The sequence below is a fragment of the Streptomyces sp. NPDC001678 genome, from assembly GCF_042892945.1.
Lineage (GTDB): Bacteria > Actinomycetota > Actinomycetes > Streptomycetales > Streptomycetaceae > Streptomyces.
In genome coordinates, this window is record NZ_JBIAUP010000014.1 from 1 (window position 1) to 25951 (window position 25951).

At 69.0% G+C, this 25951-nt stretch carries 27 protein-coding genes; 13 read left to right on the plus strand and 14 right to left on the minus strand.

Going from position 1 to position 25951, the window contains the following annotated elements:
- Positions 1-231: 231 nt before the first annotated feature.
- Positions 232-1635, plus strand: a complete 1404-nt coding sequence (locus ACFYZR_RS25710) for an NADP-dependent succinic semialdehyde dehydrogenase (RefSeq protein WP_391914186.1) — start codon at positions 232-234, stop codon at positions 1633-1635.
- 44 nt (positions 1636-1679) lie between these two features.
- Here the strand turns inward: ACFYZR_RS25710 and dhaK are convergent, their stop codons facing one another.
- Positions 1680-2672, minus strand: coding sequence for a dihydroxyacetone kinase subunit DhaK (gene dhaK / locus ACFYZR_RS25715; RefSeq protein WP_391914188.1), 993 nt, complete (start codon positions 2670-2672; stop codon positions 1680-1682).
- Between the two features lie 571 nt (positions 2673-3243).
- Here dhaK and ACFYZR_RS25720 point away from each other — a divergent pair.
- On the plus strand, positions 3244-3666 hold the full coding sequence (locus tag ACFYZR_RS25720; RefSeq protein ID WP_391914190.1) for a hypothetical protein: 423 nt from the start codon (positions 3244-3246) through the stop codon (positions 3664-3666).
- A gap of 349 nt (positions 3667-4015) precedes the next feature.
- On the opposite strand, the gene ACFYZR_RS25725 is transcribed toward ACFYZR_RS25720, so the two are convergent.
- Positions 4016-6259, minus strand: a complete 2244-nt coding sequence (locus ACFYZR_RS25725) for a hypothetical protein (RefSeq protein ID WP_391914192.1) — start codon at positions 6257-6259, stop codon at positions 4016-4018.
- A gap of 739 nt (positions 6260-6998) precedes the next feature.
- Here ACFYZR_RS25725 and ACFYZR_RS25730 point away from each other — a divergent pair.
- Positions 6999-7532 carry a hypothetical protein gene (locus tag ACFYZR_RS25730; protein WP_391914194.1) on the plus strand — a complete coding sequence of 178 codons (534 nt, stop codon included), beginning with the start codon at positions 6999-7001 and terminating at the stop codon, positions 7530-7532.
- Here ACFYZR_RS25730 and ACFYZR_RS25735 read toward each other — a convergent pair.
- On the minus strand, positions 7489-8280 hold the full coding sequence (locus tag ACFYZR_RS25735) for an IS5 family transposase (RefSeq protein ID WP_391914196.1): 792 nt from the start codon (positions 8278-8280) through the stop codon (positions 7489-7491). The two genes, ACFYZR_RS25730 and ACFYZR_RS25735, sit on opposite strands and share 44 nt — an antisense overlap.
- A 366-nt stretch (positions 8281-8646) precedes the next feature.
- On the opposite strand from ACFYZR_RS25735, the gene ACFYZR_RS25740 reads away from it, so the two are divergent.
- Together ACFYZR_RS25740 and ACFYZR_RS25745 are read left to right on the plus strand one after the other, a co-directional pair.
- Positions 8647-9321: a class I SAM-dependent methyltransferase gene (locus ACFYZR_RS25740; RefSeq protein ID WP_391914488.1), complete on the plus strand. Its 675-nt coding sequence runs from the start codon at positions 8647-8649 to the stop codon at positions 9319-9321.
- A gap of 1438 nt (positions 9322-10759) precedes the next feature.
- Positions 10760-11179: a GNAT family N-acetyltransferase gene (locus tag ACFYZR_RS25745; protein WP_391914198.1), complete on the plus strand. Its 420-nt coding sequence runs from the start codon at positions 10760-10762 to the stop codon at positions 11177-11179.
- Between the two features lie 568 nt (positions 11180-11747).
- Here the strand turns inward: ACFYZR_RS25745 and ACFYZR_RS25750 are convergent.
- On the minus strand, positions 11748-12161 hold the full coding sequence (locus ACFYZR_RS25750; protein ID WP_391914200.1) for a VOC family protein: 414 nt from the start codon (positions 12159-12161) through the stop codon (positions 11748-11750).
- Positions 12162-12267: 106 nt separating this feature from the next.
- Positions 12268-12906 carry a carbon-nitrogen hydrolase family protein gene (locus tag ACFYZR_RS25755; protein ID WP_391914202.1) on the minus strand — a complete coding sequence of 213 codons (639 nt, stop codon included), beginning with the start codon at positions 12904-12906 and terminating at the stop codon, positions 12268-12270.
- A 136-nt stretch (positions 12907-13042) separates the two neighbouring features.
- Here ACFYZR_RS25755 and ACFYZR_RS25760 point away from each other — a divergent pair, with 136 nt between their 5' ends.
- The 4 genes from ACFYZR_RS25760 (at position 13043) to ACFYZR_RS25775 (ending at position 15635) form a co-directional block, all read left to right on the plus strand.
- The gene (locus ACFYZR_RS25760) at positions 13043-14008 is read left to right on the plus strand and encodes a TIGR03557 family F420-dependent LLM class oxidoreductase (protein WP_391914204.1); all 966 of its coding nucleotides are present in this window, start codon (positions 13043-13045) and stop codon (positions 14006-14008) included.
- 144 nt (positions 14009-14152) lie between these two features.
- Positions 14153-14479 carry a plasmid stabilization protein gene (locus ACFYZR_RS25765; RefSeq protein WP_391914206.1) on the plus strand — a complete coding sequence of 109 codons (327 nt, stop codon included), beginning with the start codon at positions 14153-14155 and terminating at the stop codon, positions 14477-14479.
- Positions 14480-14498: 19 nt separating this feature from the next.
- Positions 14499-15029 carry a DUF6328 family protein gene (locus ACFYZR_RS25770; RefSeq protein ID WP_391914208.1) on the plus strand — a complete coding sequence of 177 codons (531 nt, stop codon included), beginning with the start codon at positions 14499-14501 and terminating at the stop codon, positions 15027-15029.
- A gap of 60 nt (positions 15030-15089) precedes the next feature.
- Positions 15090-15635, plus strand: coding sequence for a type 1 glutamine amidotransferase domain-containing protein (locus ACFYZR_RS25775; protein WP_391914210.1), 546 nt, complete (start codon positions 15090-15092; stop codon positions 15633-15635).
- Here ACFYZR_RS25775 and ACFYZR_RS25780 read toward each other — a convergent pair.
- The gene (locus tag ACFYZR_RS25780) at positions 15617-15841 is read right to left on the minus strand and encodes a DUF6458 family protein (RefSeq protein WP_391914212.1); all 225 of its coding nucleotides are present in this window, start codon (positions 15839-15841) and stop codon (positions 15617-15619) included. The two genes, ACFYZR_RS25775 and ACFYZR_RS25780, sit on opposite strands and share 19 nt — an antisense overlap.
- A 92-nt stretch (positions 15842-15933) precedes the next feature.
- A complete protein-coding gene (locus tag ACFYZR_RS25785) occupies positions 15934-16089 on the minus strand; it encodes a DUF6131 family protein (RefSeq protein ID WP_391914490.1) in 156 nt (51 codons plus the stop codon).
- A gap of 383 nt (positions 16090-16472) precedes the next feature.
- On the opposite strand from ACFYZR_RS25785, the gene ACFYZR_RS25790 reads away from it, so the two are divergent.
- Both ACFYZR_RS25790 and ACFYZR_RS25795 read left to right on the plus strand, forming a co-directional pair.
- The gene (locus ACFYZR_RS25790) at positions 16473-17306 is read left to right on the plus strand and encodes a hypothetical protein (protein WP_391914214.1); all 834 of its coding nucleotides are present in this window, start codon (positions 16473-16475) and stop codon (positions 17304-17306) included.
- A gap of 34 nt (positions 17307-17340) precedes the next feature.
- On the plus strand, positions 17341-18507 hold the full coding sequence (locus tag ACFYZR_RS25795; RefSeq protein ID WP_391914216.1) for a beta-ketoacyl-ACP synthase III: 1167 nt from the start codon (positions 17341-17343) through the stop codon (positions 18505-18507).
- A gap of 80 nt (positions 18508-18587) precedes the next feature.
- Here the strand turns inward: ACFYZR_RS25795 and ACFYZR_RS25800 are convergent, their stop codons facing one another.
- From ACFYZR_RS25800 to ACFYZR_RS25825, 6 genes are all read right to left on the minus strand, one after another.
- Positions 18588-20309, minus strand: coding sequence for an FAD-dependent monooxygenase (locus tag ACFYZR_RS25800; protein WP_391914218.1), 1722 nt, complete (start codon positions 20307-20309; stop codon positions 18588-18590).
- A gap of 31 nt (positions 20310-20340) precedes the next feature.
- Entirely contained in the window at positions 20341-21564 is a 1224-nt protein-coding gene (locus ACFYZR_RS25805) for a beta-ketoacyl-[acyl-carrier-protein] synthase family protein (RefSeq protein ID WP_391914220.1), read from the minus strand.
- On the minus strand, positions 21554-21823 hold the full coding sequence (locus tag ACFYZR_RS25810; protein WP_391914222.1) for a phosphopantetheine-binding protein: 270 nt from the start codon (positions 21821-21823) through the stop codon (positions 21554-21556). The genes ACFYZR_RS25805 and ACFYZR_RS25810 overlap by 11 nt, the downstream gene beginning before the upstream one ends.
- Positions 21824-21935: 112 nt before the next feature.
- The gene (locus tag ACFYZR_RS25815) at positions 21936-23459 is read right to left on the minus strand and encodes an MFS transporter (RefSeq protein WP_391914224.1); all 1524 of its coding nucleotides are present in this window, start codon (positions 23457-23459) and stop codon (positions 21936-21938) included.
- Positions 23460-23770: 311 nt separating this feature from the next.
- Entirely contained in the window at positions 23771-24118 is a 348-nt protein-coding gene (locus ACFYZR_RS25820) for a hypothetical protein (protein ID WP_391914226.1), read from the minus strand.
- 176 nt (positions 24119-24294) lie between these two features.
- Positions 24295-24531 (minus strand): hypothetical protein, encoded by a 237-nt coding sequence (locus ACFYZR_RS25825; protein ID WP_391914228.1) that lies wholly within the window; start codon positions 24529-24531, stop codon positions 24295-24297.
- A 4-nt stretch (positions 24532-24535) separates the two neighbouring features.
- Between ACFYZR_RS25825 and ACFYZR_RS25830 the strand changes: the two genes are divergently transcribed.
- The gene (locus tag ACFYZR_RS25830; protein WP_391914230.1) at positions 24536-24904 is read left to right on the plus strand and encodes a hypothetical protein; all 369 of its coding nucleotides are present in this window, start codon (positions 24536-24538) and stop codon (positions 24902-24904) included.
- A 26-nt stretch (positions 24905-24930) separates the two neighbouring features.
- Here the strand turns inward: ACFYZR_RS25830 and ACFYZR_RS25835 are convergent, their stop codons facing one another.
- Positions 24931-25218, minus strand: coding sequence for an antibiotic biosynthesis monooxygenase (locus ACFYZR_RS25835; protein ID WP_391914232.1), 288 nt, complete (start codon positions 25216-25218; stop codon positions 24931-24933).
- Positions 25219-25315: 97 nt separating this feature from the next.
- Here ACFYZR_RS25835 and ACFYZR_RS25840 point away from each other — a divergent pair, with 97 nt between their 5' ends.
- Positions 25316-25888 carry a TetR/AcrR family transcriptional regulator gene (locus ACFYZR_RS25840; protein WP_391914234.1) on the plus strand — a complete coding sequence of 191 codons (573 nt, stop codon included), beginning with the start codon at positions 25316-25318 and terminating at the stop codon, positions 25886-25888.
- The last annotated feature ends 63 nt before the right edge of the window (positions 25889-25951 follow it).

Genomic DNA, 25951 nt, shown 5'->3' on the forward strand with positions numbered 1-25951 from the left:
GCGGGCCCCGCCCCCCCCCCCCCCCGCGCCCCCCCCCCGCGCCCGTTGTGGGGGGGGGGGGTTGGGGGTGTCTCCCGGGGGGGGGGGGGGGGCCCCCCCCCCCCCCCACACCACCCTCAGGCGTGTGCGCCCCATGGTCCGCACGGCGTCCCCGCCTCCGAACGGGGCTCGGGTCCCCGCCTGGCGCGTGTACGCCTTGCGCGGCCGCGCGGAGCGCCGCAGAGTCGAGGCATGCCCATCGCAACGGTGAACCCCGCGACCGGCGAGACCCTCAAGACCTTCGCCGAACTGGGCCCGGAGGACGTCGAACGGCGCCTGGCCGCGGCCGACGCGGCCTTCCGCCACCACCGCACGACCGATTTCGCCGAACGGTCCCGGCTGCTGCGGCACGCCGCCCAGCTCCTGGACGACGACCGCGACGACATCGCCCGCACCATGACGACCGAGATGGGCAAGCCGCTGGCCGCCGCCCGGGCGGAGGCCGCGAAGTGCGCGAAGGCGATGCGCTGGTACGCCGGGCACGCCGAGGCCCTGCTGGCCGACGAGGTGCCGCCCGAGGCCGAGGCGCGCGACGCCGGGGCGTCCACCGCCCGCGTCCACTACCGCCCGCTCGGCGCGGTCCTCGCGGTCATGCCGTGGAACTTCCCGCTCTGGCAGGTCGTCCGGTTCGCCGCCCCCGCCCTGATGGCGGGCAACGTCGGGCTGCTCAAGCACGCCTCGAACGTGCCGCAGACCGCCCTCTACCTGGAGGACCTCTTCCTGCGCGCCGGATTCCCCGAGGGGTGCTTCCAGACCCTGCTGATCGGCTCGGGTGCCGTCGAGGCCGTCCTGCGCGACCCGAGGGTCGCCGCCGCGACCCTCACCGGCAGCGAACCGGCCGGCCGCGCGGTGGCCGCCGTCGCCGGGGACGAGGTCAAGAAGACCGTCCTGGAGCTCGGCGGCAGCGACCCGTACGTCGTCCTGCCGTCCGCCGACCTCGCCCGTGCCGTCCGCACGGCCGTGACCGCCCGTGTCCAGAACAACGGCCAGTCCTGCATCGCCGCCAAGCGCTTCATCGTCCACACCGACGTCTACGACGCCTTCGCCGAGCGCTTCACGGCCCTGATGGAGGGCCTCACCGTCGGCGACCCCATGGCCGAGTCCACCGACGTCGGCCCCCTCGCCACCGAGCGGGGCCGCGCCGACCTCGAGGAGCTCGTCGACGACGCGCTGCGGCGCGGCGCCACGGCCCTGTGCGGCGGGCGCAGGCCGCCCGGGCACGAGCGCGGCTGGTACTACGAGCCGACCGTCCTCACCGGGATCACCCCCGAGATGCGCGTCCACCGCGAGGAGGCCTTCGGCCCGGTGGCCACGCTGTACCGCGTGGACGGCGTCGACGAGGCGATCGACCTGGCCAACGACAGCCCCTTCGGGCTGAGTTCCAACGTCTGGACGCGCGACGAGGAGGAACAGCGGCGGTTCGTCCGGGACATGGAGGCCGGTGGCGTCTTCTTCAACGGGATGACCGCCTCCCACCCCGCCCTGCCCTTCGGCGGCGTGAAGCGCTCGGGCTACGGGCGGGAGCTGTCGGGGCACGGGATCCGCGAGTTCTGCAACGTCACGACCGTCTGGTACGGGGCCGATCCCGGCGCGTGACGCGGCCGACGCCGTTCACATCCCCCCGCTCACCTTCCCCCCGTTCACATCCCCCAGCGCAGTGCCGGGGTGCTCACAGGAGCGTCGTACAGCCGCAGCAGCTCGTCGTCGACCTGGCACAGCGTCACGGACGCGCCGGCCATGTCCAGCGACGTCACATAGTTCCCGACGAGCGTCCGCGCGACCGGCACCCCGCGCTCGCGCAGCACCCGGTGCACCTCGGCGCAGAACCCGTAGAGCTCCAGCAGCGGGGTGCCACCCGCGCCGTTCACCAGGACCAGCACCGGCCCGCCCGGACGGAGGTCCTCCAGCACCGCGTCCACCGCGAAGTCCGCGATCTCACCGGACGTCATCATCGCCCGCCGCTCCCGCCCCGGCTCGCCGTGGATGCCCACGCCCAGCTCCAGCTCCCCCTCGGGCAGATCGAACGTCGGCCCGCCCTTGGCCGGGGTGGCACAGGCCGTGAGGGCGACCCCGAAGCTCCGCGACGACTCGTTCACCCGGCGCGCGATCGCCTCCACCCGCTCCAGCGGGGCGCCCTGCTCGGCCGCCGCGCCCGCGATCTTCTCCACGAACAGCGTGGCCCCGGTACCGCGCCGTCCTGCGGTGTAGAGGCTGTCCGTCACGGCGACGTCGTCGTTCACCAGCACGCTGGCGACCTGGATGCCCTCGTCCTCGGCGAGTTCGGCGGCCATGTTGAAGTTGAGCACGTCGCCCGTGTAGTTCTTCACGATGAACAGCACCCCCTCGCCGCTGTCCACGGCCGCGGCCGCCCGCACCATCTGATCGGGCACGGGCGAGGTGAACACCTCCCCGGGACACGCCGCGTCGAGCATCCCCGCCCCCACGAACCCCGCGTGCAGCGGCTCGTGCCCGGACCCCCCACCGGAGACCAGCCCCACCTTCCCCGCGACAGGCGCGTCCCGCCGCACGACGACCCGGCCCTCGACGTCGACCGTCAGCCCGGGATGCACGGCGGCCATACCGCGCAGCGCGTCGGCGACGACGGTCTCGGGGACGTTGATGAGCATTTTCATGCGGGGCTCCTTCAGTGACGGCGGGCTATGCCGTTGACCTGCATTTCCGCAGGTCAACGTTGATGAGGGTAGTAATTGATCTTGGCGGTCTTTGGCGGCTGATGACGGTCTGTGGCGGTACTGACGCTGACCTAATGCTGCCTTTTCTGGCGGTGCATCAGCTGAATCGCAAACTACTCAGCGTGATGGCCCTAGGGTACTGAGGCTGGCGCCCTGATCACCTGTTACCTCTGGCGCACGTCGTCGGCGGGGCCGGCGGTGGGGACCGGACGCTGCGCGGGTCAGACGCCCGACCGCGGGGGCGCGCGCTGGGGTGACGAACTTGAACCGGGACAGGCGCTGCACCACGAGCCGTGTCGGCACCCGCCTTGGTGGGCGGTGACGGGTTTCTTGTTGAGTTCGGGGTTGGTGGGCGGTCGTTGCCGCGTACCGTCATCGTGGGCACGTGCCGTGACAGCAAGGGCACATAGGGCCGCGCCTGGGAGGGGGTGAACATGGTGAACGCCCGGACTACTCGCTGTGGCAGCAGCTCGCCGTCAGCGAAGGGCTGCCGGACGAGGCGCTGCCCGCGGTGATTGAGGCGTTGTGCACGACATCGCGCACCCTCTATGACGTCGACAACCATGGTGAACGGTGGCGCAAGGAGTCCTTGGCAGCGGTGCTGCCCGCGCTGCTGCTGCGGACGACCGACCCTGCGCTGCGTCGGCGCGTCCTGGAGCAGAGCGACAACGAGCAACTGGCCGCCCTCGCTGACCAAGGCGTGGTCACTGTCGCCGACCTGCCCGTGATCCTGGACACCCATCGCCCGACGCCGGGCCTGATCATCGGGACCCTCCTCCACCCGCACGTCGGCCGCCTCGACCTGCAATGCGACGTCGTCCTGAGCCCCAGCACCGGCAACCGCCTCTTCCTCTACCGGCCCCAGCCCGGCACCGATGCCGCCGAACGCCTGGAATTCCTCCGCGTCCTCGGCCACCAGACCTTTACCACCTGACACCACCCGCCCTGCCCAGCCCGCCCAGGCCCCCCGGACGTGCGCCGACGGGGGCCGGAATGCGCCCAAGGTGGCGGTTCGGACTCCTTCGCGCCATCGAGCGGGAGCGTCCGTCAGCCTCGGCGGCTGCCACCCGACCCGCCCTTGATCGCCCTGAGCAGGAGGATTCCGTGTCACAACCGCTGCCACAGGAGCCCGACCACCGGCACGAGAGCGCACATCATGCGCGGCATCGCTCGCCGGATGATGACCCCGCCGGTCGGAGCAGCCTACGGCCATGGCCAGGCGGGTCCGTCGGCGCGCGGCAGGGCTTCCGCCCTGCCCGAGGCAAGGCGGAAGCCCTCCTGTGTCAGACGGGTTCCGTCATCTCCTCCATGAGCTCCGGCAGTCTGCGCAGCCTGGATAGCGTCCGGTTCAGAAGGCGCACGGTCCTGTCGGCCTGCTGCCGGCCGATGGGTTGGGCGACAGACGCCGCGCGGCTCTGGTCCGCGAGATGGCCGAGGAGTTCGCCGATTTCGGCGGAGGCCGTGTGCAGGCCACGGATCCGTTCCTCGACCCGGGTCACCAGTGTTTCAAGGGTGAGGGGTTCCTCGGGGGAGGGCACGGAGCTGTCGGCGTCGTCGGTCTCATCGGTGGCGAGCCCTTCGGACTGGGCCGAGGCTGCAGGGGTGGGCTGAGGCGAGGGTGGCTGGACAGAGGCTGACGTCACAGGTGAGGGCGTTGGCGTCATGAGTGAGAGCGCGGGCAGCGTATGTGAAGGGAGGGAAGTGGGGACCGTCGCCGTTGTGAGCGATGGTGGCGCAGAATTTGCGGTCTTGCGGGGCCGGGTACCGGTTTCCTTGGGGAATTCGCTGTCGAACCAGAGCGGTGTCATCTCCCGCCCCACCATCTCCTTGCCGGAGCTGCTGACTCGCCAGGGCCGCCGGTCTCCGTCGTCCATGGCTGCGGCCAGCGACTTCAGTACGCCGACTGCCATCATCCGGCTCTTCTCGTGCCTGAGGGCCTGCAGGCAGTTCATGACGGTCCTGCGAGAACGGCGAATCCGTTCCCCTGTGTCGCCGATCGCCTCCTGGCCGTCGAGCGAGCCTCGGTCGGCCTCGATGATGCCGAAGGAGGCCAGCCAGTGCGCCGCCCGATAGGACACCAGTTCATCGAAGGCGTCGTCATCGGTGTCCGCAGCGGCGAGCAGATCTGGCAGCCTGCGCCCGGAGAGGACGATTCCCTCTCGGGCCCGGGTCGAGAAGACCTGACCCACGCGCGGATTCCATGGCGCCGGGTAGCTCTCGGAAGTCATCGCGGACCACGTGCGCGCCCGCTGGTTGATTTCCCCCGACTTGAGTTGGGAGGGCGGGTTCTCGCTGAGCGCGCGCCGCAGTAGATGGCGCTTGCGCGGATCCACCGGAAACAGTTCCTGCATCAACCTCATGGAGCGCAGGTCCCGCAGCTCCGAGACGGTCATGTCGGCCGTTGCGTCCGGGAGTTTACGAATCGGCACGAGCCCGGAAAGGACCTCTGCCGTTTTCTCGTCCATAACCTGTTGCGCCACGTACATCCCGAGAACGCTGCGCCCCAGCGCGCGCGAGCGGTCGAGGGCGTCGAATTCCAGCGGCGGGTGGACGTGATCGCGCCGGTTGTTCATCTGCACGATGCGGTAGAGCCGCTGCGGAGTGGGGGTGCCGATCACCAGATGTGCGTCCACCACGGCGATGGCTGCGGCGCGTCGTGCCCGTGAGCCGCTCGTCGGATCCAGTTCACTGTCGCCCGTCTCCGCGAACTCCCTGTTGAGTACAGTGGAGAATTCCGGGAGCCAGTCACGGGGATCACAGACGACCTCGCCTCCCTCCCGCTCCAGTTTCTCCGCCGGGACACCGGCCAGCACTTCACTGGATGTCAAACGGTAGATCGATTGACGCTTCTGTGTGCGATTGTTGCCTCGAACTGCCATCCACCCCCAATAGGCGTCTGGATAAAGAGGGTTGCCGTCAGAATCCCTCTCCGGGTTCTCCTCGATCCTCACCTGCTGAGCAACGTACATACCGGGGTCCTGCTGCCCATTGAGGACGAGGTCTTCCTCAAGGTCATAAGGGCGGACACGGTCTCGCCTCTTCAATTCGTCCGCCGCGTCCTCCGCGTTCATGATCAACGTACGCCGGTCGGCCACGACGCTTTCCAGCGCGGCGAAACACTGCTTGCGCCCATCACCATCGACGCCCAACCAGGGCCGGACCGAAGCCAGGGCCCTCTCGGTCTCCCGGCCGACCGTCGGATCCGCGACGGAGCGCCAGATCGAGCTGATCCGCTCGTTGTGTCCCCACTGCACACCGCCGACGCCGTGCATCCGGACGACGGCGACGACCAAGTCACCGGCGTCTGTGCGGATGCGCCGGACCGTGCTCGCCTTGAGCGTACGCGCACCGTGGGCGTCGGGCTCGCTCAGCATGTCATTGGGATCAACGATGAAGGGGGCGATGTTCTCCAGTGCACCACGGGGCAGATTCACCCCCGTGGTCGCCAGCACGGCCTCGATCCATACCTCTTGATCCTCCCGGGAAGCCGGAATCGGAAACGGTCCACCGGCATTGCCCTCGCTCACGCTCTACCTCACATCACTCGGAGTCTCCGAAACGTTCCATGACCCACTGCACACATCTCGCCACCCACCGGTAAGCTGGGTCGCCCGTCGCCCGTCGCCCGTCGCCCGTCGCCCGTCGCCCGTCGCCCGTCGCCCGTCGCGAGCGCGATCAGCGAGGAGATCATCTGCAGGACCCGTAGCTGGTCCTTCATCCGCTCACGGCGCGCCAACTTGGCCTCGGCTTCGGCCCGCTCCCGCTCCTTCCGTCGGATCTCCTCGGCAGATTCGTCGAAAGGGTGGTCAGATTCCAGAGATGAAGGCATGGCTGAGGCCCTTCGGGAGTCGCAGCCGCACGTCGACCCGTCGGCCAATAGCCGTCCTGTATCGGCACGTTAGGAACAGGAAGCATGCTGGCATCAGGAAGCTGAGGAGTCGTGTGCATACCCGATAGGTACCCCCTTCGAGTGAAGGGGCGTACTTTTGTTCCTATCGCGAAGTGGCGAGCTCATACTCTGATGGCGTAGTTAGCAAAAACAACCTACCGGTCGGCATCCCCGTGCGGAGGTGCCGAACTCACACGTGATGGGGTTCGAGCGAATTAGCGGGGTTGACGAATTGGCGAGCCGGTGCTAAGTGGCTGTTGTCTTTCCGGGCTTGAGGGCTGCGTTTTCGCTGTTCAGGCATGGGGTCGGCGGTCTCGGGGAGTGGTGACGTGTCGTGTCGTGTCGTCGCTCTGGGGGAGGTCGGGGATGCCGTCGTCGTGGGGCTGCTGGAACAGCGTGAGCTGACCGCTCACCGTCATGTGGACGCGCTGCGGGAGGAGGCGGACCGTATCCAGGCCGAGCTGGTCGCGGCCGAGCGGGAGTGGAACGAGTGGATCGTCGCCCGCTCACGCGTTGGCGAGGTGCTGTCCCCGGGCGAAGAGAACGTCGCCGGCCCGGATGCCGCCGAGGAGCCGTCGGAACGCAGTGAACCGCCCGCGCTTCCTGCATCTCCGCAGGCGGCGAAGCCGAAATCGGTGGTACCGATGTGGCGCGCGGGCCTGGCCCGGTCGGCACTGTCGACGGACTACCAGCGCATCGTACAGGCTCTCGCGGACCGCGACCGTCTCGGTCAGGGGCCGCTGACGTGCCAGGAGATGGCAGGCTGCTTCGGCCTGGACCCGGTGCCCGCGAAGATCGAGGCGTTGCGGTCGAAGGCGAAGCGGCTGACAGCGCGCGGGTGGCTGGCCGAGCCGGCGCCGGGCCGGTTCACGCTCGCGAAGGCCGTGGCCGGGCCAGGCGGCGGGTCATGAGCAGGGTCATCGACCAGTAGACCATCGCCTCCGCGCTGCCGGTGGAGCGTTCGAAGTCCCGCGCGAGGCGGCGGCTTCGCATCAGGTGGGCAAAGAACCGCTCCAAGATCCACCGCTTGGGCAGCACGACGAAGCCGCGCATGTCGTCACTGCGCTTGACGATCGCCAGGACCAGGGCGAGGACGGTGAGGCTGTACTCGACGAGGCTGCCGGTGTAGCCGCCGTCGGCCCAGACCAGCGCCAGTCGGTGGTGCGTGGCGGCCACCTGGGCGAGCAGAACCTGTCCGGCAGCGCGGTCGCCGATGTCCGCCGAGGTGACCATCACCCCCAGCAGCAGGCCGAGGGTGTCGACCACGGCGTGCCGCTTGCGGCCGTTGATCAGCTTGCCGCCGTCGAAGCCGCGGCTGTCACGGCCGACGACGACGTCCGCCTTGACCGACTGGGAGTCGATTACGCCCGCGCTCGGCTCCGGCTCCCGCCCGGCCTGCTCGCGGACCTTGCGGCGGAGCCGGTCGTGGAACTCGCGGACCAGACCGTGGTCGCGCCAGCGGCGGAAGAAGGCGTAGACGCGGTCCCACGGCGGGAAGTCGGTCGGCATGGCCCGCCATTTTGTTCCGTTGCCAACGAGGTAGCGGACCGCGTCCAACATCGCGCGGTGGCAGTACGCCTCCGGCTGCCCGCCCCGACCTCGCAGCCAGCCCGGCACCGGCAGCAGCTGCCGCGCCACCGCCCACTCCGCATCGGACATGTCCGTCGGGTAGCGGCGCGCACGGACCCCGTGGTCGGCGGCGTTACCGAACCGGTGTACCGGACAGTCACACGCGAGGGTGGATGAAGTGGACTCCGCTCCCGCGATGCCGTACAAGTGCGACAACAGGGCCTCCTGGACTTCTTATTGGCGTAGACGCCCTTCGAGCTACCAAGGGGTCCTGTTTTCATGCCCGGCACCCGCCGCAAGATTGGACGGCCAAGCCGCTGAGTATTGCCAAGCGCTGTCTGCCCCGCTCGTGTCAGGATGCTCGGTATGTCTGCTCGTGCACTGAGCTTCGGTGCAACCGCGGGAGCCTACGAAAGGTTCCGGCCGGGGTATCCCAAGGAGCTCTTCGACTTGGTGATGACGTACGCGGGCCGACCGGTCCGGACGGCCCTGGAGATCGGTGCGGGGACAGGCAAAGCAACCCGCCTGTTCGCTGACCATGGGGTCATGGTCACGGCGACGGAGCCCGATGCTGCCATGCTCGCCGAGCTGAACAAGACCGTGCCAGCGAACGTGACGACAGTGCGGGCCGCATTCGAGGACCTGCGGCCAGGTGAGACCTATGGGTTGGTCTACGCGGCGGCAGCCCTGCACTGGACACGCCCGGAGGGTCGGTGGTCAAGAGCGGCCGCGCTACTGGAACCGGAGGGTGTGTTCGCCTCATTCGGTGGCCAGGTTCAGCTGACTGACCCAGCTGTTGTGGAGTCTGTGCGTGCGGCGCGGGCGCCGTTCCTGGAAAGCGACGAGGTTCCATCTCCCGACGGGACTACTTCTGATGAGGAAATGCAGTGGCCGGGTACGGAGCTGCAGCAGTCTCCGTTGTTTCTCGACGTTCAGCAGGCCGTCGTCAAACGGCGCTTGACGATGAGCGCTCCTGATTACGTCGGCTACCTGTCGACCGTCTCGGCGTATCTCCAACTGCCGCAATCGAAGCGACAGCAGGCGTATGACGCGATCACGCGGGTCCTGCCCGAGAGGGTCGAGATCGCCGCCGACATCATCGTCCATCTCGCGCGTCGGCGATCCGAATAGGGCGACACTCGTTCTTGGGTACCACGGCGAGCCTCGCGCGACGATCTGCGTCGAGACGGTCATGTACGCCGCCTTCTCCTGCCCGGCACCCACCGTGGTCACCCGATACTGAGACTGTCGTTCGAGCGACACCGCTCAAGATCGGAACAACAACAGCCGCTAAGGGCCTCTGCGTGTCGGCGGCGCACACTGGAGTTGTGTGAGCGCTACCCGTAGCTGGAGTCGTACTGCTGGCCGCGGGCAAGAGCGAGGTGACCCTGGTATCCACCTTCGCGGTTGGCTAGCGACGGGATTGGGATGTCCCATGGACCGGGATTGAACATGTGCTGCAAGCTCGTGTGGCAGGCGATGAGTTGCCGGGAGAGTTGGGTGGGTGCCCAGGTCGCCGGGTCTGGCTCTTGAGGCTTCTGACCGTGGCGTCTTGCTCAACCGTGTCAACTGCTGGCTCGGGATGGTGCGTTGCTGGTACTGGGCCGGGTGGGTGTCTCGATGGCGGTTTGCCGACCAGGAGTCGTCACGGTTCTGACCGTCAGCGCGGTCCGGTGCCGGCAACAGATGTGCCGTCGGGTGGGAAGGGGAATGAGCATGATTGGTGCGTCCCCTGCCTCCCGTGCCCGCCGACGGGGGAGGCGGTCCTTGGAATGGACACGCACCGGGACGTTCATGTGGCTGATGTGCTCTCCCTGGTGGGGCAGCGATCGGCACCGGGGAGTTTTCGACTACTGCGGTTCAGCGGGTCATGGTATCGGGTCGTCATGGTGGTTCACGTAGGCGAGGCTATGTCGTTGCTCTGGGAGGACTGGAGCGTGGCTGCGGACCTGTTCTGTTCGAACTAGGTGGGCGACGTGAAGCGCTGACGAGCCGTGTCAGGTTGAATCGGTGGCTGTTTCGGCAATGCCTTCCGACGTGCGGGTAGAGAGTGGCAGTGGACATTCAGTGATGCGCGGGGTCACCGGTTCACCTAACCGGTGACCCCGCGCTATGTTCCACCCCTTCGAGGCAATCTCCGGCGCCCAATCTGGTGCGGGTCACTTGCGTGGCCTGCCGTGGCTGGCGTCTCCCAAGGCGGGCTCGATGCCGTGCACCACGAGGTGACGGCATCCCCGCGACTGGTTAGCAAATACATCTCCGCTTGCTGGCGTTGAGCTCGTGGTAGTTGAGGAGGGGGAGGTGTCAGCGCTGAAGCTGTTCCACACGAAAGGTGCCGTGGCGGAGGGGCGGTGTGCCTGGCCGCCGAGGGCGACACAGCGGCGGCAGCCGCACACGCCGTCGCCACCCTCACCGCCCTGCCCGCCACGCACTGCGGCGCGCTGATCGTCTTCCGCGCCCGTCAGCTGGCCGCTACCGTGCCCCGGACACGGCAAGCGCTACCGGAGGTGCTGGAGTTACACGCGAAGCTGGCCTTATCAGGAGGAGAGGACGGCGCACACCACGCAGATTGAACCAGGCAACCGAACGCGATGTGGACGTCATCGCGGTGCTGATCGGCGAGATCGAGGCGTACTACGGTGGCGACGAGTCCCCAGCCGATCCCACCCAGGTCCACGCACGGCTCTTCGGGGAATGGCCCGTCGCCACGGTCCTGCTGGCCCGTGAAGGCGACGACATCGTGGGCATGGCGTCATACAGCTTCCTCTGGCCAGCCGCCGGCGCCGACGCCTCGCTGTTCATGAAGGAACTCTTCGTCCGCGAGCACGCCCGCCGCCAGGGCGTGGCCACAGCCCTCATAACCCGAGTTCGGGAGGCAGCAGCAGAAGCGGGCTGCTCCCGCGTGGAATGGACCGCCGACACGGACAACCCCGACGCCCTGGGGTTCTACAAGGCTCTCGGCGCCCGACCCCATGAAGGTAAGTCGTAAGTCTTTCTAAAGGCTCCAGTAGCCCAGGGGTGTGTTTAAAGCTTCAAACTCCGAGGCCAGCCAGAGGACCTGCCTGGGCGCTCGTCTCACCTCCTGCGGTCGCTTCACATGCAAGACCGGATCGTGACGGGGCCGCTGCTCACGCTGCAGCTCCTGACGTAGGCGGAGCAGTTGTCCACCAGTACATGCCCATCCGTGTGACGTCGACTGCGCAGCCAGACTCTGGACCGCTCCCGTTCAGCCAGGCTGGCCATGGCACCACCGCTGCTGTGACCTGCCACTGCGCGTCGGTTGTGCCGGAGATGTAGCGGCGGTGCCGGGCCGGATACTGCTCTCCGTGCCCCCAGTGGCAGGCCACACAGGGACAGGATGGTTCCGTCAACGGGGTGACGGCGGATGTCGGCAGGGGGGGAAACAGTGTGGCAGGGTCTCTTGTCCGCCCGGGACGGTTTCGCTACGCCTGGACTACCAAGAGACCCTGATTCTCCATGTAGTTATCGGCGAACCCGCCCGCCTGGCCGAGAGCTGTGGATCAGTTTGCTCACGGATGATGGCCCTGCGTGTCAGCTCACGAACCGGCCCAGGAACGAGTGGACAGGACCAGCAGATATCCATCCGGATCCCGCACGGTCACCCCCCAGGTGTCCCAATAGGGATTGTGGGCTGGTACGCGCTCGCCACCGTGCTGTTCGAGTCTTTCCAACAAGACGTCCGGGACCGGCTCGCCGAGGTAGACGACCAGAAGGTCTTCAGGGGTTGGTTGTGGTTCCACTGGCGCAGCGGGGTCGTGGGCGAGTTCGAGGTGCCACGTTGCACCGGGCCAGCCGACCATCAGGAGCGAATGCCGCCGTCCAGCATTGTGGTCCGCGGCGTGCTGGTACAGGATGTCGAGCCCCAGTCCGAGTACCCAGAATCGCTCAGCTGCTCGTAGGTCCCGCGACGGGCGTGCGATGCGGACGTGAGCAGTGGCGTTGGCTGGCATGCTGTTGCCTCCTGTCGTGACTCGCGGTGAAGGAAGTGCTGCTGCATGGGAATGTAGTGCGTGGATGATCAAATGCCCATCGGGCGCTGGTCCTGGGTCCTCAGTCCTACCTCCGGCCGGTCTGCGATTCCGAGCGCTCCGCCAGCATGTGCAGAAACGTGCGGGTGGAGGTGATCCGGCCCGGCTCCAGTTCGCTGATCAGTATCTGATCGCCGTCCGTTCCTGCGATGTCGACCAGGCTGCCGTCCGGGGCGTAGACAGCACTCGCACCTCCCGTTCGGCGGTCGGCCGGCCCTCCGACCGAATTGGCGAACACGCTGTAGACGGTGTTCTCCAAGGCGCGGGCGGGCATGTACACAGCGGCTCGGCGCTCGGCTCCGACTATGAACGCGCTTGGGCACACATAGACGTGCGCACCGGATAGAGCGGAGGCTCCGGCGTGCGCGGCGAAGGACATGTCGTAGCAAATAGCTCCGCCGAGCCGCCAGCCGTCAACCTCCCAGAGACCGTCCCCGCCCGTGCCGGCCGTGAAGATCCTGGCCTCGTCCGAGTGCCAGAGGCGCTGCTTCGTATAGCCGAGAGAGACCGAACCGGAGGGAACGAATCGCAGGAGGCCGTTGACCAGTCGGCCGTCGGCACGCCGAACCGCCGCTCCGGCCAGAACCAGTGTCCCCGTCCGTACGGCTTCTTCGGTCAGCGCATCCAGGCGCCTATCGGCGATGGTTCCCGCTGCGTCGGCCAGCACCTCACAGGAGCCAACACCCTGGCGGGCCTGGACGACAGCCCGTTCGCCCGGATGGAACGGGGCTGACCGGGAACGGACCGGGAGCCGTCCGCGTGGCATCCGGTTTTCGGTCACCGATGCCGGGAAACCGGAACGTATGGCGCGAATCGGCTACACGATGATGACGGAACAGGCCGGGCCGAGGGACCTCGTCGCCCATCTCGTGGGCGCCGAGGAGGCCGGATTCGACTTCTCGGTGATCTCGGACCACTACTTCCCCTGGCTCGCCTCCCAGGGGCACAGTCCCAACGCGTGGGCCGTCCTCGGGGCCGCCGCGCAGGCCACCTCCCGCATCCCGTTGATGACCTTCGTGACCTGCCCGACGACCCGCTATCACCCCGTCGTGGTGGCCCAGCAGGCAGCCACCGTCCAGGCGCTCTGCCAGGGGCGCTTCAGGCTGGGGCTCGGCTCCGGGGAGAACCTCAACGAACACGTGGTCGGTCAGGGCTGGCCCACGGTCGAGGTCCGGCAGGAGAAGCTGGCGGAGGCGGTGACGATCATCCGGGCGTTGTTCGAGGGCCGGACGCTCACCCACCACGGCCGCCACTACGACGTCGCGCACGCGAAGCTGTGGGACCCGCCCGACCCCGTTCCGCCCATCGGCGTCGCCGTCTCCGGCGAGGACTCCTGCCGCCTCGCCGGCCACCTCGCCGACCTGGTCATCGCCACCGAGCCGCGCAAGGAACTCCTCGACTCCTTCGACAGCCATGGCGGCGTTGGCAAGCCCCGCATCGGCCAGCTGGCCGTCTGCTACGACCGGGACCGCGACGCGGCCGTCGCCCGGGCCCACGACCAGTTCCGCTGGTTCTCCCTGGGCTGGCCGGTGCTCTCCGAACTGCCCCACGACAGCGCCTTCGCCGCCGCGTCGCAGCACGTCACCAAGGACGACGTGGCACAGGCCATCCCGTGCGGCCCGGACGTGGCGGACTTCGTCGAGGCCGTACGCCCCTTCGCCGAGGCCGGGTTCACCGAGATCGCCCTCGTCCAGATCGGCGGCGGTCACCAGGAGAAGTACCTCCGCTGGGCGGCCGCCGAACTCCTCCCGGCCCTGCGCGAACTCTGAGTGTCAGCCCATCAGCCGGGCCGCGACCTTCAGGTCCGCCACCAGCCCCGCGTACGTACCGTCCGATCGGCGGCTCCCGCCCTGCGCCGTGGTGTCGCGAGTGCCACGGTGGACACGTGCGTGGACGAGTGTGAGGAGAGCGGCATGCCCAGGGGTTCCAGCGCCAAGCGTGAGCGGCAGTACGAGCACATCAAGGAGAGCGCGCTCGACCGGGGTGAAGGCAAGAAACGGGCGGAGGAGATCGCGGCGCGCACCGTCAACAAGGAACGGGCCCGTTCGGGGGAGTCGAAAACGGCCAGCCGTTCCTCGCTCCAGGACATGTCGTCCTCCAAGCGCGGTGGGCAGCGCTCCCACTCCGGCGCCCAGGGCCCGACCAAGGAACAGCTCTACAACGAGGCGAAGCAGAAGAACATCGAGGGCCGCTCGACCATGAACAAGGCCGAGCTGAAGCGGGCCCTGGGCCGGAGCTGAGCCGGCCGCGGCCGACCACATGTCCGAGAACGGAGCATCCGGAAGCGATTCGGACCCGTCGGGAACCGGGGAGCCGGAGCGGGACGGCCGCCACGAGTCCCCGGCCCAACGGGCCGACCGCCGCTGGAGCGAGCTGCTCCAGGAAGTACGCGTCACCCAGACGGGCGTACAGATCCTCTTCGGCTTTCTGCTCACCGTCGCCTTCACCCCACGCTTCGCCACCCTCGGCGGGACCGACCGCGTCATCTACGTCGTCACGGTGGTGCTGGGCGCGGCCACGACCGGTGCCCTGGTGGGGCCGGTCGCCTTCCACCGGATCGTCAGCGGGCACCGGCTCAAGGCGCAGACGGTGGCCTGGGCCGCGCGGCTGACCCTGGTCGGCGTGGTCCTGCTGCTGGCCACCGTCACCTCGGCGCTGCTGCTGATCCTGCGGATCGCCCTCCACAACGCGGCGGTGCCCTGGGTGGTCGCCGGGGTCGTCGCCTGGCTCGTGCTCTGCTGGTTCGGGCTCCCCGGATGGGCGCTCCACCGGTACGAGCGCCGGAAGTAACCGCCGGACCGGTCGGACAGGCCGGACGGACGGACCAGTCGGAAGGGAGCGTCACCGGAGATGCGCATCGCGTTCCTCGTGGCACCGGAAGGTGTCGAACAGATCGAACTCACCGACCCCTGGCGGGCCGTACAGGACGCCGGAGGCAGTCCCGAGCTCGTGTCAACGAAGCCGGGGCGCGTCCAGGCGTTCCACCACCTGGACAAGGCGGACACCTTCGCCGTCGACGCCAGCCTGGACGACGACGCCCGGCCCGACGACTACGCCCTGCTGGTCCTGCCGGGCGGACTCGCCAACCCCGACGCGCTGCGCCTGGACGAACGAGCCGTGGCGTTCGTCCAGGCGTTCTTCGCCGCCGGGAAACCCGTCGCCGCCATCTGCCACGCCCCTTGGATCCTGGTCGAGGCCGGCGTCGTCGACGGTCGTACTCTCACTTCCTGGCCCAGTCTGCGCACCGACATCCGCAACGCCGGCGGAAACTGGGTCGACGAACAGGTCGTCGTCTGCGGGAACGGACCCAACACCCTGATCACCAGCCGTAGGCCCAAGGACCTCAAGGCCTTCGACACCGCGCTGACCGAGGAACTTCAGCGGGTGAAGCGGTGATCCTCCTCGACGACCGGAGCGGCCGGGGGCGGTGGCTGGGTATGTCGGCGCTTGAACACACTCACGTACGCGGAGGTGCCGATGAAGCCGACCGCCATCAGGATCAGGCCGACAAGCGTGAGGTTCATGCCCTGCACGTGCCAGTCCACGGCGAAGCTGAGGATCGCGCCCACAGCGATGAGGCCGATGCACCATCCCATGCCCATGGTTGATACCTCCATCGGTTCGGCTCAGGAGCGCGTACCCCCGGCCGGGAGGCTCAACCATCGGAGCTTGTGGCGATGACCGCGGTCACCTCCTACCAATAGTGGCGTCGGCCGCCGACAGCGTGACCCGCGGCACCCAGGACCCACAGGGTGAGACCTATGACCAGCAGGATGATGCCGATCGTCCACAAGATATGGAAGCCGAGCACGAATCCGATGATGAGAAGGACGAGTCCAAGGACGATCACGATGATCTCCTGACACGCCCTCGGTTGAGTGATTGTCACATCATGCGGGCGCGCGCTGATATCCATGCGCACGTGATCACTTCCGTAACGGTGGCTACACGTCTTGGCCACCGCTCCCGTTGGACCGTTCGCCACCCCAACTCCACCCACACTGCTGATGAGTTGGGTGCAGGCGTCTCTCGCCGCGCGCCGGGCTCGCCGGAGCGTCCGCCGCATCGGCGCGCCGGTCGACCGCAACCTCCCTCCGTATCCTCCGCGTTGAGCGACCGAGGCTGCCGCGGAGAGGGCGTGAAGTGAAGCGCGTACTCGTCGTCTACTACTCCCAGTCGGGAGATGTCCGGAACGCTCTCGAGGCGCTCACCGCGCCCCTGCGGGCGCCAGGCGTGGAGATCTGCTGGCGGCAGGTCGACAGCGTGCCCCGCTACTCGTTTCCCTGGAGGGCGGCGGAATTCTTCGACTGCATGCCGGAAGCGGTAACCGGTCGGCCGCCGGAGCTGGCGTCGATGGGGCTCGACCCAAGTGAACGCTTCGACCTCGTCATCCTCGGTTGGCAGGTCTGGTTCCTGTCTCCCTCGCTGCCGATGCAGGCGTTCTTCGCCGCACCGGAGGCCGCAGTGCTGCGCGGGACACGAGTGATCAGTGTGATCTGCTGCCGGCAGATGTGGCAGCGCGCGTACGGCAGGATGCGGCGGCTGATCGCTCGGGCCGGCGGCGTCCTCACGGACAACATCGTCCTCACACATCAGGGTGGTTCGTCGGCCGGCTATCTCACAGCCCCCTGGCTCATGATCACAGGGAGGCGCGAAAAGCTCTCCTTCCTGCCCGCCGCGGGCGTCTCCCGCAGTGAGATTCAGGGGCTGGGACGGTTCGGGCAGCGGCTCCGCGAGACCGTGGACCGCTGGGCCGAGCCCCGACCCGCACCGCTCCTCTCGGATCTGGCGCCCGCCAAGGTGCCCACGGCTTCTCTCCTGCCCGAGATGGCGGTCGCCCCGCTCATGGTGGCGCTCGCGCGCATCGCCCGCTTGTGCGGCGGGCCGGGGAGCGTGGTCCGCAAACCGGTCATCTTGCTGTTCGTGCTGATGCTGGTGGTGACGCTGCCGGTCCTCCTCGTGACGTCCGCGGTGCTGACGCCGGTGCTGGGCCGGGTCTTCGCCGGACGTCTCATCCGCTACCTCCGGGGCACGCAGGCGTTGGACCCACAGGACGGCTGCTCATAGTCGTACTTCCGGAAGAAAGGAACGTGAGAAGACAATGCCTGCTTACATTTCCGGGGTCGGAATTTTCCTGCCGAACGAGCCCGTGGGCAACGACGAGATCGAGAACGTGCTCGGGCAGGTCGGCGGCCGACGGTCGCGGACCAAGGCGACAGTGCTGCAGAGCAATGGCATCACGTCCCGCCACTACGCGCTGGATCCGGCGAGCGGCGAGATGACCCACACCAACTGCCAGCTCACCGTGGAGGCGATCCGGGCGCTGTGCGACCGGACCGGATTCTCACTGGCCGACCTGGACACTCTCTCCTGTGGCACGAGCCTGCCCGACCAGGCGTTGCCCAACCACGCGGTCATGGTGCACGGCGAGCTGGGTTGCCCTCCGTGCGAGCCGGTCAGCACCGCGGGTGTCTGCATGTCCGGCCTGACCGCCTTCAAGTACGCCTACCTCAGTGTGCTTTCGGGCAACAGCAGGAATGCCGTCTCGACGGCTTCGGAACTCGCTTCGGCGAGCCTGCGGTCCGCCTACTTCGAGTCCGGCTACAAGCCGGCCGACAGTGACGACGAGCGGGCGACGGAGCGGCTCCGGGCGAACCCCGTGGTCGCCCTGGAGGCGGATTTCCTGCGCTGGATGCTGTCCGACGGCTCGGCGGCCGTACTGGTCACCGACGAGCCCCGGGGCGCGTCGGTCTCGCTGCGGGTCGACTGGGTCGAGATCATCTCCATGGCCCACCTCGCCGATCCGTGCATGTACGCGGGTGCGGTGAAGCACAAGGACGGATCGTTCGTCGGCTGGCGGCAGGCGGGGAGTCCCCGCGCGGCGCTTGAGGGCGAGTACTTCTACATCAGGCAGGACGCCCGGCAGCTCGGCCAGTTGATCACGAAGCTGCTCGGCGAGAGCATCGACGTCCTGCGCGAGCGCAGGGATGTCACCGGTGACGACTACGACTGGTTCCTGCCGCACTACTCGTCCGCGTACTTCCGCCAGCCGTTCGAGGAGACCTTCCGTGAGCGGGGGCTCGGCATCCCGAGCGAGAAGTGGTTCACGAACCTCGCGTCCAAGGGCAACACCGGGTCCGCTTCCGTGTTCATCATGCTTGAGGAACTGCTCAACGGCGGACGGCTGACGCCCGGACAGAAGCTGCTGTGCTGGGTGCCCGAAAGCGGGCGCTTCACCTACGGTTTCATGCAGCTCACCGTGGTGTAGACGCTGGTGCAGGCGCAGTGAAGGAGCGGGCGATGGCATCGGCCTCGCCCGCTCCTTCCGTCGGCGTGAACGCCGCGGCGTCAGCCGACGGCGACCGGTGATTTCTCTTGCGCGAGGACCTTGGACAGGGCCCGCGTCAGTACACCGAGCGCGTCACCAGGGTCGGTGGAGCAGCGCATGGCGATGTGACCGTCCGGCCGCACGAGCACGCAGCCCGACGGTCCCACTTCGTAGAGCTCCTGCCACTGCCCCGTCTCGTCCCGCCAGGCGGTGCCGGGGCCGATGCGCAGCACGCCGACGTCCAGGCCGCAGCGGCGGCCGGCCTCGGCCGCGGCGTTCTCCCATGCCTGGCCCTGCGGGCCGGTCAGCACGGTGAAACGGTCGGCGATCGCGTCGTGAAGGGCCACCAGTTCATCGGTGGCGGTCCGTAGCCACAGGTGAGGGGCTCGCGCTCCGGGGCATGCCGTGGGCCGGTAGACCGACACGGTGGACTCGGGTGCCGAGGTGCCGTCCGCGACGATCGCGGCCGAGTCGTAGACGAAGCCGAAGGTCTGCCCGGTGAAGAAGGCCTGTTCGCGCTGTGCCGGGATGGCGGCGGAGATTTGGGCTCGCAATGCCGCGCCCTCGGGGGACTGTTCGTTCTCGACCTCAAGGAGCGAGGAAGGGTCGGCGAGCAGGGCTCCTGTGGGAGCCATGCGCTCGGCGTTGGCAACGCTCTGCTCCGCGTTGGCCATGGCGACCGGGCGCCGCTCGGTCTCGTAGGTGTCGAGCAGTGCTTCCCCGGCGGTGCCTTTCCATACATGGACGAGTTTCCAGGCGAGGTTGTGGGCGTCCTGGATACCGGTGTTCATGCCGAAGCCGCCGGTCGGCGGGAAGCGGTGGGCGGCGTCGCCGGCCAGGAAGACACGTCCCTCGCGGAATCGCTCGGCGATGGCGGTCTCCATCCGCCACGGGAAGACGCCGAGGACGTCGACGGCCACGTCGGGTGTTCCCACCGCCTGACGGACGATCTCCGCACAGCGCTCCGGGGTGAAGTCCTGTGCGGCGTGGAGGGAGGGGTCGTAGCCGAAGAGGTACACCCAGCGGTGGTGGCCGTCCAGAGTGATGAACACTCCCTGCGTATCCGGGTTGACGATCCACCACAGCAGGAACGGCCGGTCCTGCCGGCAAGCGGCGAGGTCGGCGGTGAAGTGGACACCGATCATGTGCCCCGCCGCCTGCAGCCGGGGGGTGGGGATCCCCAGACCGCGCCGGATCGTGCTGTGGGAACCGTCGGCCGCGATGACGTACGTGGAGCGGAAGGTCCGCTCCGCGCCGTCCCGCACCGACCGCGCTCTCGTGGTGACGCCCGAGGCGTCCTGCTCGGTGGACAGCACTTCCGTCGCGAACTCCACGGTGACGCCGGGGTGGGCTTCGGCCGCCTGGAGGAGGTGGGGTTCCAGCACGTCCTGGGGGCAGGAACGCAGGATCTCGCTGGAGTGCGTCAGCATCGCCTCAAGGGCGGCGGGGTCGTCCTCGATCATGATCCGTCCGAGTTCCCGGCCCGCCATGCGGGTCATCCACCCCATGCCCAGGCCGCGTTCCGGCGGCAGCGCGGCCTCGCCGACCTCACCGGACAGGCCCCACTGCCGGAAGAGCTCCATCGTACGGGCGTTGACGACGTGTGCCTTGGGATGCCGGGACGTACCGGGGTGCCGGGCCACCACGTGGGTCCGCACCCCCGCCCTGCCCAACAGGAGCGCGGCGCTCAGGCCCGTAGGACCGGCGCCGACGACCAGGACGTCGAGCTGTGGCGTGGCCATCACAGACCTCCAGAGGTGTGGGTTGCGTGCGTCACGGAGCCGTGAACAGCAGGACGGCGTTCTGCCCGCCGAATCCGAAGGAGCAGCTGACCCCCGTGTCCGCGGCCGCCGGGCGGGGCAGGCCCGCGACCACGTCCACCTTGTGGGGCCCGTCCTGAACCTCGAAGTTCGCCGTCGGCGGGACCTTCCCGTGGCGCAGGGCGAGGACGGTGTATGCCGCCTGGATAGCTCCGGCCGCTCCCAGCGCATGACCGATCACGCCCTTGGAGGCGGTGACCGGCGGCATGTCGTCACCGAAGACCCGGACGAGGGCCGCCGCCTCGGCCGCGTCGTTCATCCGGGTCGAGGTGCCGTGCGCGTTGACGTGGCCGATGTCCCGGGGGCGGCAGCCGGCGTCTGCCAGGGCCGCTCGCAGGACCCGGACCACGCCGTCGCCGTCGGGATGCGGGGCGATGGGATGGTAGGCGTCGGAACCCGCTCCGTAACCGCGCAGCAGGGCCAGGACGGGTGCCCGGCGGGCACGGGCGGTGGAAAGGCGTTCCAGTACGAGGACGGCGGCGCCCTCGCCCAGGACGAAGCCGTCGCGTGCCGCGTCGAACGGCCGGCTGGCGAGCTCCGGTCGCTCCCGGCGCCGGGACAGGGCCCGCATCCGGGAGAAGCAGGCCGCCGCGATACGGGACCCCGGCGATTCGCTTCCGCCCGCGAGGACGACGTCGCAGGTGCCCGAGCGCAGCAGGTCCCGTGCGACCCCGATCGCCGTGGCGCCCGAGGCGCAGGCGCTGGAGGTGGTGAAGTTGGGGCCGCACGCCCCGAGGTCGATGGCGACCTCGCCCGCGGCCATGTTCGGCACGCTGCGCGGGAGGGCGAGCGGTGAGACCCGCTCCGGGTTTCCCGCGACGAGATGGCCGAACTCGGTGAGGTAGCCGCCCAGGCTGTTGGTCCCGACCCCCAGGACGACTCCGACCCGCTCCGCCTGCCAGGCGCTGGTGTCGAGGTCGGCGTCGGCGACGGCCCGCCGCGCGGCCACGAGGGCGTACTGGATGAAGGGGTCCACTCGCCGCGCGAGGGACAGCCCGAGTTCCTTCCTGGCGTCGAAGCCGAGCACCCGGCAGGAAAAGTTTGTGGGTATTCCGGCCAGTTCAGGATCGGTGGTGGCCAGCGAACGGCCCTCGCACAGGGCCGCCCAGTTCGCCTCCGTCGTGTGCCCTGCCGGGGTCACCAGGCCGAGGCCGGTGACCGCGATCTCAGGCTGCACGTGCGATCACCCGGGCCACGTCGCCGAGGCTGGTCGTCCGCGAGAGGTCCAGGGCCTCGTCCGGTACCGCGATGTCGAACTCCGCCTCCGCAGCCACCACGAGTTCCATCATCGCGAGCGAGTCCACGCCGAGGCTCTCGAGCGTGGTCTGCTCGGTGAGCTCCGCCGGGTTCACGTTCAGTTCAAGGTGTTCGGTCACCAAGCGGACGAGCTGCGGGGGAAGCGCCGACGGCGACGTCTGCTGCACTGCTTCTGTCATGGTGGGTCTCCTCATTTTCATCGGTGAGCAGCGGTCGGGGCCGCTTCTTGTGATCGCCACGCCCTGGGGCGCGTCATGTGCAACGGCTTCCGGATCATTGGGCTACGAGGTGTCACCCGGTCGTGGCCGCTTCGTCGGGCTCCCTCGATGACCCCAATCCCTGTGATTCCTCAGGGGACTTGGCCTTCGTAGGGGCGCTGACGAGGAAACAGACCGTGACGGCGACAACGGCGGCGACCGTGCTGAGCGCCGTGGACATGCCGCTCATGAAGGCGTCCTTGACGCCCGAGGCGAGGGTCGCGCCCTCGGCCCCGACGCGATCGGCCACGTGGTCGGCCACGTAGAGGCCGCCCGCCGGGGAGTGGCGCACGGCTTCGGCCGCGGCTTCGGGCAGGCGCGAGACCACGTCGGGAAGCGAGGAGCGGTAGTGGCTGCCGAACACGGAGCCCATCAGCGCGATGCCCACGGCCGCGCCCACCTCGCGGGTCACGTCGTTCACGGCAGAGGCGACACCCTGCTGGTCACGGGTGAGCGAGCCGGTGATCGCCGCGGTCCCGACGGCTCCCGTCATGCCGACACCGGCGCCGGCGGGCAGGAGGCAGCCGAGAAACGGCAGGTATCCGGAATCGGCATGGAGCAGCGACCCCGCGAACAGGCCCGCGCTCAGCAGAAGCAGTCCGGTCGTCATCACCGTGCGCATGCCGAGCGTGCGGGCCAGCCGCGGGGTCAGCTGCGAGGTGGGCACGACGACGAGGGCGATGGGCACGAGGGCCACGGCGGATTTCCAGGGGGTGTAGCCGAGGACCAGCTGTACGTACTGCAGGCCGACGAAATAGAACCCGAAGACCGCCATGAACTGCACCGCGATGGTCACGGCCCCGGCCCGGAAGCCCCGGTTGCGGAAGAGGCGGGGGTCGAGCAGGGGTTGAGCGGCTCGCAGCCCGAGGACGACATACGCGACACCGGCCAGCGCCGCGGCGACCAGGGCCCCGATCACCTGCGGTCGGCCCCATCCCCGGTCGTTCCCCTCGATCAGGGCGTACACGAGGGCACCGGGAGCGAGGGCGGTGCACGCCGCCCCCGCCGCGTCGAAGCGGCGCGGGCACGCCTCCCTCGTCTCCGGGGCCAGGAGCACGGCCGCGAGGGCGGCGGCCAGGGCGACGACAGAGCTGGTGACGAAGATCGACCGCCAGCTGAACCACTCCAGCAGGGCTCCGGACGCGAGCATCCCGATGATGACGCCCGAGGCCCCGCACCCGGCCCAGATGGCGACGCCGCGCGAGCGCTGCCCGGCGGGCAGGACGGCGGTCATCGTCGACAGGGTGCCCGGCATGATCATGGCCGCGCCGACGCCCATGACCACGCGCCATGCGACCAGGGGGCTCGTACCGGCCGCGTCGGCCGCGGCGAGGGCCGCGGCCGCGAAGACCACAGTGCCGACGACAAGTACGGCACGACGGCCCACACGGTCGCCGAGAGCACCCATGGGCAGCACGAGCCCTGCGAGGGTCACCGTGTAGCCGTCGACGATCCACGTCAGGGACGTGGTGGACGCGGCCAGGCCGACGGCGAGGTCCGGCAGCGCGAGGTTGAGGGCGGACATGGAGGCGACGACCAGGATCAGCGCCAGACTCATGGAGAACAGGACTCCACGGGGCTTTCCCCGGCTGACGGCGTCGGCTTCGTCACACGGGGACTCGGTGGCGGCCGTCATCGGACGCGGTGCCCTTGTCCCTGTGCTTGTCCTTGTGCCTGTCCCCGTCCGTATCCAACCGGGCAGGACGTTGCGCGTACCGCTGAGGGACCGAGGTCGGAGACCGGACCGCACGGCAGTGTTGAGGTGCTCACGGGATCACAACTACCAGCTGCCTGCGGAGACATGGCACGGTCTCACGAACGCGGGATGCCGAAGTACGTTCGTTGACAACCGAGTTGTCGGGTGGCCGGCTACGTGCCCGTCACGGCGGCCGGCCGCGCCGGCTCGTCCACGTCGAGGGCGAAGCCGATGGCGCTGTGCATATGGGCGTACATCTCCATGCCGCGGGCGGCGACGAGGGGGCCGAGGTCGAGGACGTCACTCCAGCCGTAGGCGGTGAGGAGGTCGGTGACCTGCTGCTTGGCGCCAGCGTCCGCACCCGCGACGAACATGGTGTGATCCCCGCCGCCGACGGCCCGGGGGTCGACGACAGTGGCCTGTTCCTGGGTGACGAACGCCTTGACGACCTTCGTCCGCGGCAGGGCGCGCTGGATCCGCTCACCCAGGCTGTCGCTGTCGCACGGGTCGAGGACGGGCATGGTGCCCCCAGGGGGTGGGCCGACTACACCCTCGACGCCGATCCGGAGGTCCTGGCCCACCTCCGCGCCACCGCCCGGCGCCACCTGCGCGCCCTGAGGGCCTTGAGCTGAACCACCCCGGCGAGCTGCCCCCCGGCGGCGGACACCGGGGGAGGCTCGCCCCAGGCGGGTGGTGGTCAGGCGTCGCCGCGCTGGTGGTGCGGCTGGAGGGTCTCGTGCACGGTGCCGGAATGGTCACGCAGGGCCGCGGAGAGCCCCCATGGCCTCGGCTGCGGCTCCTGGACGAAGGTCACGTCCCGCCCGGACAGTTCCTCGAAGGCCGCACGGCTGCCGCCTTCAGGCCCGCCCGTCTTGAAGCCCGCCCCGAACCGGCTGGTCGCGGCCGGGGCCCGCGCGTGTGGTCGTAAAGTCATGATCATGCACGCCAGCCTCACAGAACACGCTCGATGCCTGTACGGCGACGAATACCAGGACGCACCCGCGTGCGGCGGTGGCCACCACGAGCAGTATTTCGTGGAGGAACTCACCTTCGCCGACGCGGACTCGATCGTCGCCATGCTCCGTGACCTGTCTCCCCGCCTTGTCGAAGGGCGCCTTCCCGGCTGGGTCCGGAACCTCGCCTACCGGCTGGCGATCCTTCAGCGCCCCGACGACCCCGCCCTGCTGCGCGAGGCGGCCGACAGTCTCTATCTGCACGGTCCCGTCTGGGACGACGTGGCCGCCGACTTCCGGCGCCGGGCCGACGCCCTGGACGCGGCCGGCGCGGCCCTCGGCGCCTCCCGGTAGCCCGGGGCGAGGGAGAGGGGGAGGGGCTAGCGCGACACGAGGAAGTGGACCTCGCGGGGCCTGACCTCCAGGTCGCTCAGGCCGTCGGGTGTCGCGCCCATTTCGCGGCCGACTTCGGCCGCCGCCAAGAAGGCCTCTTCGGACTCGTACGCGCCGGTGGTGACGACAGCGCCGCCGTCCGGGGTGACCCAGACCCCGACGGACAGGAATCCGGGCTGGCGCCGCGCCGCCTCGGCGACCTGGTGGGCCTCGCGAACGAACTCCTCGAGGTGCTCGGGGGCGGGGTAGTGGAAGGCGACGAAACCGAATGACATGGGGTGTCCTCTCCGGGTTATACGATGCCGTACAACGCGAGGCTAGGTCGTTGTACGGCTCCGTACAACCGGGTTGACAGGGTGAGGTGGGCCACAGATGGGCGCGTTGCGCACACCGCGGGAGAAGTGGGTCGAGGCGGGGCTGCAGGCTCTGGCCTCAGGCGGGGTGGACACAGTGCGGGTCGAGGCGCTCGCCAAGGCGCTGGGGGTGACCAAGGGCGGTTTCTACGGGTACTTCGCCGACCGCGACGCACTGCTGACCGAAATGCTCGACGCCTGGGAGCGCGAGAGCGTCGACGACGTCATCGACCGCGTCGAGCGTGAGGGCGGCGACGCGCGGGACAAGGTCCGTCTGGCCGGGCAGCTCACCTTCTCCAGCGACCGGCTGCTCCCCATCGACCTGGCTGTTCGCGAATGGGCCCGCCGCGACCGGACCGTCGCCGACCGCCTGCGCCGTGTGGACAACAAGCGCATGCAGTTGGCGCGCGACACGATCAGCACCTTCTGCGCCGACCCCGACGAGGTGGAGGCCCGCGCCCTGCTCGCCTTCTGCACGGCCATCGGCAGCCACTTCCTCGCCGCCGACCACCCCGGCGGCACCCGCGCCCCGGTCATCGCCCGCGCCGCCGACATCATCCTCGACGTCCCGCACGACAACCCCGCTGGATGACGCTTGGTCAGGTCCCTGGGGGCCTGTCCATTTGAATCATTGCGCGCGGTGGAACCCGAACCC